General features: G+C 67.5%; 15 protein-coding genes and 1 pseudogene. 12 read left to right on the forward strand and 4 right to left on the reverse strand.

Features of this window, described 5'->3' with window-relative positions; translation table 11 throughout:
* Nucleotides 1–66: 66 nt before the first annotated feature.
* Complete coding sequence (locus tag ACZ56L_RS24180) at nt 67–585, forward strand: glycoside hydrolase family 108 protein (protein WP_471066234.1); 519 nt, start codon at nt 67–69, stop codon at nt 583–585.
* A 373-nt stretch (nt 586–958) separates the two neighbouring features.
* Here the strand turns inward: ACZ56L_RS24180 and lysM are convergent, their stop codons facing one another.
* The gene (gene lysM, locus ACZ56L_RS24185) at nt 959–1,399 is read right to left on the reverse strand and encodes a peptidoglycan-binding protein LysM (protein WP_471066236.1); all 441 of its coding nucleotides are present in this window, start codon (nt 1,397–1,399) and stop codon (nt 959–961) included.
* Between the two features lie 796 nt (nt 1,400–2,195).
* Nucleotides 2,196–3,137 carry a hypothetical protein gene (locus tag ACZ56L_RS24190; protein ID WP_471066238.1) on the reverse strand — a complete coding sequence of 314 codons (942 nt, stop codon included), beginning with the start codon at nt 3,135–3,137 and terminating at the stop codon, nt 2,196–2,198.
* 449 nt (nt 3,138–3,586) lie between these two features.
* On the opposite strand from ACZ56L_RS24190, the gene ACZ56L_RS24195 reads away from it, so the two are divergent.
* Nucleotides 3,587–4,021, forward strand: coding sequence for a hypothetical protein (locus ACZ56L_RS24195; protein WP_471066240.1), 435 nt, complete (start codon nt 3,587–3,589; stop codon nt 4,019–4,021).
* A 127-nt stretch (nt 4,022–4,148) separates the two neighbouring features.
* Here ACZ56L_RS24195 and ACZ56L_RS24200 read toward each other — a convergent pair whose 3' ends face one another.
* The gene (locus ACZ56L_RS24200; RefSeq protein WP_471066242.1) at nt 4,149–4,655 is read right to left on the reverse strand and encodes a hypothetical protein; all 507 of its coding nucleotides are present in this window, start codon (nt 4,653–4,655) and stop codon (nt 4,149–4,151) included.
* Nucleotides 4,656–5,082: 427 nt separating this feature from the next.
* On the opposite strand from ACZ56L_RS24200, the gene ACZ56L_RS24205 reads away from it, so the two are divergent.
* From ACZ56L_RS24205 to ACZ56L_RS24225, 5 genes are all read left to right on the forward strand, one after another.
* A complete protein-coding gene (locus tag ACZ56L_RS24205) occupies nt 5,083–5,367 on the forward strand; it encodes a helix-turn-helix domain-containing protein (protein ID WP_471066244.1) in 285 nt (94 codons plus the stop codon).
* On the forward strand, nt 5,364–6,953 hold the full coding sequence (locus ACZ56L_RS24210; RefSeq protein ID WP_471066246.1) for a helix-turn-helix transcriptional regulator: 1,590 nt from the start codon (nt 5,364–5,366) through the stop codon (nt 6,951–6,953). The genes ACZ56L_RS24205 and ACZ56L_RS24210 overlap by 4 nt, the downstream gene beginning before the upstream one ends.
* Complete coding sequence (locus ACZ56L_RS24215; RefSeq protein ID WP_471066248.1) at nt 6,954–7,523, forward strand: transcriptional regulator; 570 nt, start codon at nt 6,954–6,956, stop codon at nt 7,521–7,523.
* 109 nt (nt 7,524–7,632) lie between these two features.
* The gene (locus tag ACZ56L_RS24220) at nt 7,633–8,346 is read left to right on the forward strand and encodes a hypothetical protein (protein ID WP_471066250.1); all 714 of its coding nucleotides are present in this window, start codon (nt 7,633–7,635) and stop codon (nt 8,344–8,346) included.
* A gap of 111 nt (nt 8,347–8,457) precedes the next feature.
* Nucleotides 8,458–8,601: a hypothetical protein gene (locus tag ACZ56L_RS24225; protein WP_471066252.1), complete on the forward strand. Its 144-nt coding sequence runs from the start codon at nt 8,458–8,460 to the stop codon at nt 8,599–8,601.
* A gap of 95 nt (nt 8,602–8,696) precedes the next feature.
* On the opposite strand, the pseudogene ACZ56L_RS24230 reads toward ACZ56L_RS24225, so the two are convergent.
* A pseudogene (locus ACZ56L_RS24230) lies at nt 8,697–8,828 on the reverse strand (hypothetical protein); the annotation flags it as partial.
* On the opposite strand from ACZ56L_RS24230, the gene ACZ56L_RS24235 reads away from it, so the two are divergent.
* The 5 genes from ACZ56L_RS24235 to ACZ56L_RS24255 all read left to right on the forward strand — a co-directional run bounded on the left by ACZ56L_RS24235 (nt 8,827) and on the right by ACZ56L_RS24255 (nt 11,664).
* Complete coding sequence (locus ACZ56L_RS24235) at nt 8,827–8,976, forward strand: hypothetical protein (protein WP_471066254.1); 150 nt, start codon at nt 8,827–8,829, stop codon at nt 8,974–8,976. The pseudogene ACZ56L_RS24230 and the gene ACZ56L_RS24235 overlap by 2 nt on opposite strands.
* Before the next feature lie 156 nt (nt 8,977–9,132).
* On the forward strand, nt 9,133–9,699 hold the full coding sequence (locus ACZ56L_RS24240) for a M35 family metallo-endopeptidase (protein WP_471066256.1): 567 nt from the start codon (nt 9,133–9,135) through the stop codon (nt 9,697–9,699).
* A gap of 264 nt (nt 9,700–9,963) precedes the next feature.
* On the forward strand, nt 9,964–10,131 hold the full coding sequence (locus ACZ56L_RS24245) for a hypothetical protein (protein WP_471066258.1): 168 nt from the start codon (nt 9,964–9,966) through the stop codon (nt 10,129–10,131).
* A 220-nt stretch (nt 10,132–10,351) separates the two neighbouring features.
* Nucleotides 10,352–10,867 (forward strand): hypothetical protein, encoded by a 516-nt coding sequence (locus ACZ56L_RS24250; protein ID WP_471066260.1) that lies wholly within the window; start codon nt 10,352–10,354, stop codon nt 10,865–10,867.
* A gap of 314 nt (nt 10,868–11,181) precedes the next feature.
* On the forward strand, nt 11,182–11,664 hold the full coding sequence (locus tag ACZ56L_RS24255) for a hypothetical protein (RefSeq protein WP_471066262.1): 483 nt from the start codon (nt 11,182–11,184) through the stop codon (nt 11,662–11,664).
* Nucleotides 11,665–12,077: the final 413 nt, after the last annotated feature.

The raw sequence follows: 12,077 nt of genomic DNA on the forward strand, positions 1-12,077 counted from the left end.
GGTGATCACTAGCGTCGACATTGATCTATCTGATCCACGGTGCACCGACATGGAGAGGGGTTCGTGATGAGTGCGTTCGATGATGCGTTTGAGTCCACGGTGAAGCTGGAGGCCGCTTCCGGGGACCATGCCGCCTACGGCATCACCGAGGATGTGGCCAGGAAGCAGGGGTACACGGGCCCGATGTCGGCTCTCCCGCTTGAGACGGCCAAGACCATCTACCTCGACCGTTACTGGAAGCCGCTGCGGCTGGACGCCATCGCCGAGATGTCCCAGCCGCTTGCCCTGAAGCTGTTCGACACCGGCGTCAACATGGGCATCGGGACGGTGGCGAAGTTCCTGCAGCGCAGCCTCAACGCGCTGAACCGGCAGCAGGCCGACTACCCGGACATGACCGTGGACGGCGCGATCGGCCCGAAGACCGTCACGGCACTCAGAGCCTTCATCGACAAGCGGAAGCCGCAGGGCGAGACGGTGATGCTTAAGGCGATCTCCAGCCTGCAGGGCGCGCGGTACATCGAGATCGCCGAGTCTCGGGAACAGAACGAGAAGTTCGTCTTCGGCTGGCTGGCGACCCGAGTCTGACCACAGCGATGGAGGACGACTGCGGTTCACTATTCGCGAGAGGGGCAGGGCTGTGGCCGTGGGGTTCTTCGTCGTCGCCTTCCACCGCCGGACCACGTGGGCCCCGCCGACCGGGACGGACACGTGGAAGAGGACCTTGTAGGACAGCTTCGCGTCCTGGCCGGCTGTCGTCAGGTGCTCGGGCATCAGCCGCCACGCGGCGCCAGGGCTGGTCTTCGGAATGTCATCGCTCTCCGGCACCCCGCACCACCACCAGCAGCACCGAGCGGCAGAGACAGCAGCGCCCCGGACCCGAGCGGATCCGGGGGTGCGGGAGGCGGCGGCTCGTCATGGGCCGCCGCCTGGTCTCCGAGCCCGAAGCCCTGTCCTACTGTCAGTCGACGACGCGGAGGAGCTGCCCGGCGTAGATCTGGTCAGGATGGCGCAGCATCGGCCTGTTGGCCTCGAAGATCTTCTGGTGCTTGTTCGGGTCTCCATACACCTTCGTGGAGATGCTGGGGAGGGTGTCGCCCCTCTCGACGGTGATGAACCGGGCGGTCTGGGCGACGGGGCCGGTGACTGTGATCTGGTCGTCAACAGCTGCCACCCCGCGGACGTTCCCGGAGGCGAGCACGACCTTCTCCTTCTCCTCCTGGCTCGCCATCTCACCCTTGAGGATGATCTTGTCGCCCTCGACGATCGCCGAGACGTCCGGCTCGCCCAGGCCGACGTGCTCGATGTGCTTCTTCAGCTGCTCTTCGGCATTGGCGTTGCCGGGCGAGAGCAGGTCGATGAGCTGCTCGCCGGCTTCCTTCACGAACGAAATCAAAGGCATGAGGGGCACCTCCTGGTGAGTGATCAACCGTGCACTCACCGTAGCCCGGCGGCGTACACCTTCATGCCGCTTCGCCCGAGATCATCACCCCGGGGAGGTACAGGCACCGTGCGGGACCCTCACACACGTGATGCCACCTGACCTGCATGACCAAGGTTCGATGTCACGAAACCGGTAGTGGTCACGCTCCGATGACAAACGGGCAAGACCCGATGGCAGAGGACATACCTGTCAATTTCCGTCCTCGCTCCGGCCGTGACAGTCAGCGTGACGCCCGGGGGCGGCTATGGATACTGCTTCCTCACCCGCACGCAGGCCGGGTGCCTCCTGTCATCGAACCTGGACCGTTCGCCACTGAAGTTGGACAGTGCCGATCGTCTTGGTTAGCGACCGACGACGATGACCATGAAGTTCAGGGGTATCCGTCATTCATGGCACGGTGGTTGGGATGGGTAGCAGCCGGGACAACGACGGGTGTCGCGGCAAGCGCACTCATGACCTTGGTATGCAGGTGGACCTGGGGATGGGACTTCGTGATCCTCAGTCTGATCATGTCGGTGCTCTATACGGTGATGGGGCCGCTGATCGCTCGCTCCAGGCGTCGAGCCCAGGAGCGGGACTCACAGCACATGCAAGAGGTCCGAACAGCGCGCCGTGACAGGAGTTAATCCGTCCCGTTTCGATGGCAATCGGTCCAGGTTCGATGTCAGAGGACACCGGGCTCCTTCGCCGTCTCTCCTGCCACCGGCTGCGTCCCGGCTTGGCGCCCGAGCACCTCTGATCCAGCCAGAGCGGTTCAGCGCGCTGTGTACGTGTTGACCCGGTGGCGGGCGGTGTGCCGCTCCAGCTGTGCGCGTACGCCCGGGTCGCGGAGGTGGAGTTCCTGGACGTGCAGCAGTGTTGCGCCTTGGCCGGTCGGCGGGCCGGGCGGCAGCAGCCGTACCTGCTGCGCGATCCCGTCCTTCCACCCGCCCGGTGTCTGGTGCCCGACGAGCTGGCGGACGACTGCGCCGGTGCACAGGTGGATCACCTTGCGGCGGGCCTGGAGGCAGCCGCGCAGGATCTGCCGCAGCGCGGCCGGTGTCTTCGGGGTGAGCTCGACCTCGACCGCGAACAGCAGCGGGGTGTCGGGGCGGATGACGACCAGGTCGGGCCAGTGCACCGACCGCACCCCCAACGGCACCGCCAAGGTCTCTCCGCGGCCTGCTCCGACCGGTGCCAGCTGCGGTGTCCCGAGGTCGGCCAGGAGCTGCGCCGCCCGCCCGGGAACAGCGTCGGCGGTGCGCACCTCGCGTTCGGTGAGCACAACGGGAGACCCGGTGCCCGTCTCCTGGCGCAGCCCGACATCGGCCAGGGCGAGGCGGTGCAGCAGCCGTTCGCTCGGAGGGTGCGGTGCTCCCAGCCCGGTGCCGGAGAGGCGGGCGCCGCGTTCCGTCGTCCACATCACCGTCCCCGCCCACCGCGTCTCCGCCGACCGGAACAGCAGCCCGGCCTCCGTCATCAGCCGCACCCGCGTCCGGGCCGTCTCCACCTGCCCGCCCCAGCACGCGGCCGCCGCCTGCCGCAGCGTCAGCGACCCGTACCGGGTGGCCAGCGCGAGCAGCCGCTCGTCCGCGCTTGTGCGCATCCAACCGTCGCCCCGGGCCTCCCCGGTGCCCTGCACCGTCCGGCGCCGCTGCGCCCGCTCCCGGTATCCGCTCACCCGCACCGCGTCCTGCCCCTGCTGTTCCTTCTCCACCTTGTTCTCCCTGTAGTTGCCGTGCCCGGCCTGCTGTGGTGCGGGCCGTGGAGGGCAGCGTGGCGGGGAAAGCGGACACTCTCCCAAACGAGGGTCTCGACCGGCAGGCGGTCGACGTCGCGGTGCCCCCGGCGGTTGAGAAGAGGAGAAGTAGGAGAGGCCCGTGAAGAGGGTGCGGGGTCGTACGCTCGTGATCGTTGCTGCGCTCGGCAGCACACGAAAGGGGAGGGGAACCCGATGACACGCAAGGACCCGAACTGGGATCTGCACGAGGACACCACGCGGCACCGCCGGGACCCGGGCTGGGGCCTCGTCCCCGACAGCCGCTGGGACTGATCCCGCAGCATCCGACAACAGCCGGCCCGGTCCCGCGGGTTCCCTCCGCGGTACCGGGCCGTGGCGTTCCACGGCGGCCCGTATCCACAGGGCTGGTACGGAACGCTTCTCGAATGGAGAACACGACACCGGGCCGGGCCCGGAAGAAGACGAACCGGCGGGCACAGCGTGCCTGCCCGGCGCACTACTACCCCCGCAACGACGACGACCGTGCGCTGCTTGCCGCACGGTTCCCGCGCGGAGGGCTGCCCGCGCAGGTGCGGTTCCTTCTGGACCGGGAGGACTGGACGCTGCCTATGCTCGCGTCGCGGGCATCCCTGACGCGTCTGACGGTCCGCCTCCTTGCCCGGGGGTGGCGTTTGCCGGTCGGGCCTGGTCCGCGACGTGAGGTCCGGCACCTGGTCGCGGACCTGGTGTGCCCGGCCTGCATCGCCCACCGCCGCCGGGAGCGGCAGGAGGAGCAGGCGGCGGACGAACGCCGGGCCCGCCGTGAGGAACTGCGTGCCCGGCGCCGGGCGATGGAGGAAGCGCGGCACCGCGAAGACTGAGACGCAGGGGTGCAACGGCTCCCTGTTTCACCGCTGGGCTGCGGGTTCTCGGTGAGGTTGCCTATCACCGCGCCACCCTGTCGAGGATCTGTCGTGCACGGCCTCGCGCAAGCGAGGCCTGGAGCGCTTACTCGGACAGTTCAGTCCGCCATTGCCGGGGCCACTGCCCCGGCGGCGGCGGAGCTCCGTGGATTCCGAGATCCCGTCGCGCGCTCTCGTAGAAGGCGTCGCGCGCCGCGCTTGCCAGCCGATGGATCTTGGTCCACTTTTCTTCGTCGATCGATCCTTCGCGTATGAGTGACTCGATGGTCCAGATCGTCTCGTGCCAGCGCCGGGCGGCCGCGATGGTCGCCGCGTCCCCGACGAGCAGGACGGACTCCCACTCCGTCGCGCGGTGGGACTCCGCGTCGGCAAGCAGGGGCAGGCCTTCGGCTGGCGGCAACGGATCGGCCACGTCCGCGAATCCGAGAGCGGCACCGATGCGTTGAGCGAGGCGGAGCTGGGCCTTGAGGGCATTGGCGTAGGCGCCGTAGGTCTCGAAGCGCTTCTCATCCCATCTCTCCGCCCGCTGCCGTGTCCACTTCCGGCGCTCGGTCAGGCTCTGTGTGGCGTACGAGCCGAGTGAACCCACCACGACGCCTATCAGAGCAGGTAGTTGATTCACTAGCTCCACAGCAACTCCCCCGACCACTTCTCCGACGCGGCTCGCCTACTGCTCTACGGCCCCAGGCGCCTCTCTCGCACCGGTGACGGACGGCCGCCGAACTGTGGTGACACTAACCGCCAGTGGTCAAGCTTCGCTGGCATTCGGGCGAGATTTGCTCGAGGTTCGGTGCGACGGGACAGCGGTACCGCAAGGACTGAAACGCATTCCGCTGCTTCACCCCTGGCCTGTGGGTTCTCTGTGAAATGTCGTGAGGGGAAGGGCGTTTCAGGCTGGTGGTTCACTGACAGCCGCCCGTGAAGCACCCTTGCACAAAGATGAGTTAAAAAAGTAATGAGCAAGGTCATACATCAAAGATCCATGCGTTCTATGCATGAGTTGCCGCTATGATGGGTCTATGGGAATGAGCTTGGAGGAGTCGCTGCGGCTGACGGTGGCGGCGTTGATGCAGGCGACGGGGGAGTCGCAGCGGGTGGTGGCTGAGGTGCTGGGGCTGACCCAGACGCAGGTCTCGCGCCGTCAGTCCGGTGCCGCTTCGTGGCAGTTGGACGATGTTGATGCGCTGGCCGTCCACTACGGGGTGCGCCCGCTCGATCTCCTGGACGGGCCGACGAAGGCGTGCGAGGCGCTGCCCGCCGACCGGCTGCGCACGACCGGCCAGAAGAAGGGAGCCGGCCGATGAGCGGCTTCGACGCGATCGACTCGCTGCTGTCCTCCGTGACCGAGCAGGCCGCCCTCCCCGAGCCGGGGGTGCGCCGTGCGCTGCGCGAGCGCGCACACCTGTCGAAGGCGCAGGTCGCGAAGGCGCTCGGCGTGAGCCCGTCCACGGTGACCGGCTGGGAGTCCGGCCGCGACCCGAGCGGTGAGCTCCGCACCAAGTACGCGTACCTCCTCGACGGCCTCGCCGCGAAGTTCGCCGACCAGGCCCCGGACCCGGCCGACGACGACCAGGACGACACCGGCCCGGCCGCCGAGGACACGTCCACCGAGGCCGCGCCCGAGGACGACGAGCTGGGAGACGACGTGGAGGTCCTGGCGGTGCCTGAGCCGTGCGTGCTGTGCGGCAGCCCGGCCGGTCACCGGATCGACGGCTTCGCGCAGCACCTGGACCCCACCGACTGCCAGAGTGCCCCCACCCCTCCGCCCCCCGCCCCGGCAGAACCCGCCATCGACGCCGCCCCGGCCCGTACGACACCTGCCCCGACGTCGGTGCCGCCGGTCCCGGCGCGTGCGGCCCGTACGAGCCGTCCGGCCTCCCGGCCGACGGCACAGCAGAAGCCGCGGGGGCGGGCGTTCCAGGAGGAGTCCGGCCCCGGCGACCTCATCGTCCAGGCCGTCCAGGCCGCCTTGTCCGAGCACGGCGGCGATGTCGAAGAAGCCACTGCCGCTCTGGTCAAGCGGGCGATCCCGGACGCGATGGCGCTGCTGGACGAGACCCGTAAGGGAGGCCGGTACGACGTCGTCGCCCACCCGGCTTTGCCGAAGATCCTGCGCAAGCAGACTTCCAAGGGCGCCGACCAGGTCTGGGAGGCCCGCCCGAAGTGGACCCGGCGCGCACTGCCCGAGGGGGCGCACGAGGTGGTCGCGCTCGACATGAACGCCGCCTACCTCTCCGCCCTCAAAACCCATCTCCCCATCGGGCAGCTGGAGCACTCCACCGGGTTCGACTTCGACCGCCGCCGCGCCGGGGTCCACCTGATCACCCCGCCGGTCTGGGAGCACGAGGACGTCCTGCCCAACCCGATCGGCAACCGCGACGAGCCCGGCCCGCTGTGGGTGACCGAGCCGACCCTGCGGCTGCTGCTGCGCCTGTCCGGCCCCAAGCACCGGCTGTGCGACCCGCCGGAGATCCACGAGTCCTACACCTCCGGCTCGACCGAAGGGCTGCTGGAGAAGTTCCGCGTGACGCTCACCGAGGCCCGCGCCCAGGCGCTGGCCGAGGGGGACGAGGCGACGCTGGAGTACGTGAAGGCGATGTACTCGAAGTTCGTCTCCACCCTGGGGGAGTCGAACTACAACCGGGAGATCTACCGCCAGGACTGGATGCACCTCATCCGCTCCCAGGCGTTCGCGAACCTGTGGATGAAGGCGTGGAAGGCTCATGAGGGCGGCCTGCACGTGGTGCGGGCCATGGGCACCGACGAGCTCCATGTCATCGGCGACTGGCACCAGGTGTTCCCCGAAGGGCGGGGCGTCACCGAGGTGAAGGTGAAGGACGCGTACACCGTCGGCACGACCGCCGACGGCCAGACGGGGGAGGGGAAGTAAGTGCCCCAGAGGAATCATCAGTTCGGCCTGTTCGGCGCGCGCGGCATCAAGGGGAGCGAGGCGGTCGCCCGCCAGCTCGACCGCCTCGCTGGAGGCATCGCCACCCCGGTCACCTCCAAGCGCGGCTGGACGGCCCGCCTGAACTACCTCACCCGCACCGACCACGCCCGCCAGGCGGCGAAGGCCGCTGGCCTCACCGTCACCGACCGCACCCTCAAAGCCTGGCGCGAGGGCAAGCGCGCCCCCTCCCGGGCCAGTCTGGAGAAGATCGAGCGCGCCTACACCGCCGTGCGACGGCAGAACGTCGCCAAGCATCTCCTCAAGCGCCTCAACTCCGGAGGCGGGACCCGGGTGGAGATCCACCCGGTCAACCAGTCCCAGGTCGACCAGCGCCAAAAACGCGTCGTGGAGTACCGCACGATGAACGTCCGCCGCTGGGACACGATCGTCGGCTCCTGGGCCGCCAGCGACCACGCCGGCCTCGAAGCCGCGTGGGACGACGTCATCGGCGACCTCGGCTCCAACTGGGGCCAGTACGAGTACGTCACCAACGTCGGCTTCGCCGCCTGACTTGGTGCCGCACTCTTCTGTCCTGCCACGGCTGTCAGTGGGGGCCGCTAGGGTGCACCGTGATCCAGCGTCTGCCGCAGAGCTGGTGGCCCCAGCCGAGGAGCCCCTTTTGCCAAGCATCACCGAGAAGTCAATATCCCTGTACGGATGCCGCCTGGGCCCTACTGCTCTGAACCACCTCGGCGCGATTGCGAGCGAAGGAGTTCCTGGGGCTCGAACTGCTTTCTCGCAAACTGCTAGTGACACGAAATTTCGTGCCGAGACGCTCGGGGAATTGCTGGCGGAGGTCAGAAGATCTGCAGTCGTATCCAATGAGAGGGAGATCGCGAACCTGACCATCAGTGTGCGCGGTGAAAACCCTGAACTTAGCGTCTATATATCTATGAAACCAAACCTGCTCTATCTTTCAGTAAGTGGTGAGGACCGTGCGATAGTCCTGGGCAGGTTCGAAACCATCAGGGGCTACTTGGCGGGGCACGGTGCCCACGACAGGACGGTATGGCGCGACCTTGTGCCTGTGAATGCGTTGATTGCTTTGGGGCTTCTTTTCCAGCTCCTTATTGCGACAGTCGGTAAATTCCAATTTATCTATGCTTTGATAGGGCTAGGAGTGAACGCCCTTATGTATATCCCTGCCTATTCCTTCAGGAGGGCTGTCATGGCGCGGAGGAATAATGTGGTCAATGCTGTCGCCGACCCGGATCCTTCGGCGGGTTTCTGGGCCGGTATGAACCTGGCGAATCGCATTGCCTTCTGCGGCGCTTTGGCAACCTCGGTTGCCGCAGCGGCTGCGACGGCTACCGCGATCGCAGACTGGAAGTAGCAGGATCGAGCAGGCCCTCCGCACGTGAGCTCCGCTTGGCCATCGCGTGTGCGGCCAGAAGTACCTCTGAACTCGAAGCCGTCTGGAACGGCGCGAGCGGACACCGCCAGCGTGACCTGCCGGACCTGCCACCACAGCCAGAGCGACCTCACCCCCCAGCAGGCAGGCCCCTGGTGCGCCGGGCACCAGCGCACCTGCACCGGCAGCCCCCGGCCCGCCACCCAGGACGGCACCATCCTGCCCTTCCGGCGGTGACCGGCCCCCGCCGCACGAGGACGACGACCGCGTTATTGACGCCGACGTCGTGCGCGCACGTACTGCGGTGGACTAGGGCGTGTATCCAGTTGAGATCAACAGGTGCTCCGGCTGAGGTCCTTGCCCCAGATCATTGCGGCGCGAAGGTGGAGGCCGGCGAGGTAGCTTTCAGGGGTCTTGTCGTAGCGGGTGGCGATGCCTCGCCAGGCCTTCAGCTTGTTGATCATGCTGCGCCGCCTGTGGGACGCGGCGGAGGCCGCCTACCACTGGTGGGAGGACTACGGACACCCGCAGATCACCCGGTTCGGCGTCACCGTCGACGAGAGCGGCCAAACGTACTGGCTCGGCCAACCGCGACCCCGTCAGCTGTTCTGACTGCGCAGATGCCTGAGCCGCGGCTGCCGCATAGGACCACTCGAACGTGAACACATCCCACACGCGTGTCAGCTACGAAGGCACGGCGCGGCCGGGTCACAGTGGGACCTGTGAGCGGCCATGCGACCACCGGAAAGCCGCGTGGACCGAACACCCTTGAGCGAACGAACCTTGATCGATAGGGGCACTGTGGAGCCGCAGTTCATCGGCGTCTGGCGTGAGGGGCAAGACGAGGTCAAGGCCGCGGTCAGCGCGGCCACCAAGCACATCGCCGAGGCTTACCAATACCTCGTGAACCCGCCTTCGGACGCCATCGGAGACAGGTACACCGCCTGGTTCGGCGAGGACGAACCCCAACGAAGGGCCTACGTCGAGAACATCCTCAAAAACCTTACCAACACCGACCTCACAGACTTCGTCTACGACGGCAACATCAGTATCAATACCGAGCCGGACTCGTACGGTTACATCTACCCGGATCAATTCGGCACCATCTATCTCGGCCCCGCGTTCTGGCATGCCGCGCCCACAGGCTGGGGCTCCTCTTCCCAGGCGGGCTTCCTGGTCCGTGAAGCGAGCAGGTTCCTGGACAACGGCGGCACCCAGGAGCATGAAGACGGCCATGACGATCTCCAGACACTGGCCCGCGAGAGTCCGGCCCTTGCGATCATGAACGCCGACAGCTACGCCTATTTCGTCGAGAACTACCCGCCGCTGAACTAGGGCGTGTATCCAGTTGAGATCAACAGGTGCCCCGGCTGAGGTCCTTGACCCAGTCGCCCATGCCTGCGATAGACGCGATCGCGGCGTGCGCGGTTCCGGCAGAGCGGCCGCTTGTCGTTAGCGGGGAACGTTTGGCCTGTGTGCTGTGACGCGCCGTCCGGGTGTTGTGATGGGCGGCAAGCTCCTGTCCTTCCGGCGGTGACCGGCCCCCGCCGCACCACGTTGCCCCCCTACGCAGCACCCACGACACCCCCAAGGACCACCGTGCCCCTCACCTCGCCGCTGGCTCTTCCCGCCCTGGCGGACCTCGCCTGCTGGTCGAGCGAGGAGATCAGCGACTGGCTCACCGCGCTGGAGGACGACGACCGCGTCACCAACGCCGACGTCGCGCGCGCACGTACCGCGGTGAACCACCACTACGGCATCGACTAGCCACTACCCCACACGCACGAACAGCATAGGGCCGCTCCCCGGAACCCAGGGAGCGGCCCTGCTGCTATGTGTGCGCCCTTGCGGACGTACGCGCGGACTGCCGTACACCTGTGAAGCGATGCCATTTCCAGGCGAAGTATCGGTAGAAAAAACCCCTTTTAGTCCATGCGTGGCAACGTCCGGTTGGTTGCCGTTGCGTTCCGGTGCCGGATTCGTTGCAGTGAGCGTGACGAAAGCATCCATCTCTCGCGTGCTCGCTCCCGCGGTGGCCCTTGCAGCCCTTGCAGTCATGGGCGCTCCCGCCGCCTCGACGGCAGCCGGGGCGCCTCCACAGTCCTGTGCCAAGAAGACGGGGTATGGGAAGAACAGCAAGTACTTCTGGGTCAAGTCCGAGGTCTGTCTCACGGACGACAAGGATGGCACTCCGACCATCCGATTCTGGACCGAGTGCCAGGAATACTGGCAGAGCGGGACCGGCATCTGGGGGTGGAAATACGTCGACTGCGACGCGCGCTCGCCTTACGTACTCACCAAGGACGGCAAGACCATCGTCAAGAGCGAGCCCCGTGATGAGGCTTGGCGCAGCCTGACGAACCGTCGGGGCCGCAGCTTCACGTACCAGTGCCAAGGCCCCGGTGTGTACTCCGTGACGAGCGACTTCACGTCAACCTCGGACGTCCACCAGCACGACAGGACGGCCACGTTCAAGTTCGAGGTCTCGGCCACGGGCTGCTGACCGGCGCCACCGGTGGCGAGCGTAGGCGGGGCGTGCGCCCTTGCGGATGTACGCGGGGCCCCGCCCGCGAACCGGCCGGCCCCCGTGGCTTTCTGCGGAGCGTCCTGCGCTCTGGCCGCGCTGTCGACTCCCACACGAGTAACCCCGGACGGGTCTTTGGCACCGGGTCCGCCAGGAGGAGCCTCAACCAAGATCGTTGCCCGCCGGGCGGGAGAGGACGACGTTGCCCGCCCCGCGGCTGCCCGGGAGGCCGTAGACCGGGGTGAGGCTGCGTGATCACGCAGCCTCACCCCGCGCGGAAGGAACCGCCCCCGATGTCAGATGCCTACAGCCTCCCCGACTTCGACCCCGACCCCGACCTCGCTGTCGCCACCCTCGGACGGGCACTGCGCGAGCTGCTCGACACCTTCCACGCGTCAGATCCCGAACACGACGCCGACGGAGGTGAACACGCCTCCTGGTGGCTCCTGCTGAGGCCCGCCGACGACGACCAGGACGACGCCGTCCCGCCGCCTCCGGCCACGACGTCCACGGTGACCGTCTCGGTCGCTGCCGACGCCACCCGCATCGAGGTCATCCACCCGGCCGGCACCGAGGCGGACCTGTCCGACGACTGCGCGGCCGACGTCATCGTCGAGGGAAGCCCGTACGGGCTGCGACTGCCCGCCGGAAGCGTCCGGATCCTCACCCGCCTGATCATCGACCTCAAGCATCACGAGCAGCAGTCGAGGACCCCACGCGGCCTGTGCCAGTTGTGCGGGAAGGGCCGCGCGCTGTCGCTCTGGCGGCCCCGGTGAGCGCCCGCTGGCCCATGTCGTGCGGCACGTCGCCCGCACGCCGCACGACGACCGCGGCCCTCTGACACCTACCGGCGCGGCCCGGCCCCGTCCGGGGCGAAGAGACAACCGTACGGGTGCCGGGACAACCGCTCCATCCCAAAAATCCCCCGGGGTGCACAAACACCGGGGGACTTCTGATGGGGGTAGCGCCACGGGGCACTGCCCTCTTCAACGGCCCTCCCAGCGAACGGGTCACGGCCCGCGCGGGACGAACCAACCCCGCTTCGCCACGCCCCATCATGTCCTGCCTCATGAGCCCGGCAGGTCAGCGATCAGTAGGATTTCGGGCATGGGTATGAGGTCGCTGATCGAGGACTTGGCGGGGGAAGCCGACGGGCTTCTCCGTGACGGGGTGTGGGTCCTGACACCCG

The sequence above is a fragment of the Streptomyces sp. NPDC039736 genome (genome assembly GCF_055596485.1).

Excerpts from the sequence above, each read along its gene's own strand:
- ACZ56L_RS24180 (WP_471066234.1), top strand. The coding sequence starts at position 67 with ATGAGTGCGTTCGATGATGCGTTTGAGTCCACGGTGAAGCTGGAGGCC.
- lysM (WP_471066236.1), bottom strand. The coding sequence starts at position 1,399 with ATGCCTTTGATTTCGTTCGTGAAGGAAGCCGGCGAGCAGCTCATCGAC.
- ACZ56L_RS24195 (WP_471066240.1), top strand. The coding sequence starts at position 3,587 with ATGGAGAACACGACACCGGGCCGGGCCCGGAAGAAGACGAACCGGCGG.
- ACZ56L_RS24205 (WP_471066244.1), top strand. The coding sequence starts at position 5,083 with ATGGGAATGAGCTTGGAGGAGTCGCTGCGGCTGACGGTGGCGGCGTTG.
- ACZ56L_RS24210 (WP_471066246.1), top strand. The coding sequence starts at position 5,364 with ATGAGCGGCTTCGACGCGATCGACTCGCTGCTGTCCTCCGTGACCGAG.
- ACZ56L_RS24235 (WP_471066254.1), top strand. The coding sequence starts at position 8,827 with ATGCTGCGCCGCCTGTGGGACGCGGCGGAGGCCGCCTACCACTGGTGG.
- ACZ56L_RS24255 (WP_471066262.1), top strand. The coding sequence starts at position 11,182 with ATGTCAGATGCCTACAGCCTCCCCGACTTCGACCCCGACCCCGACCTC.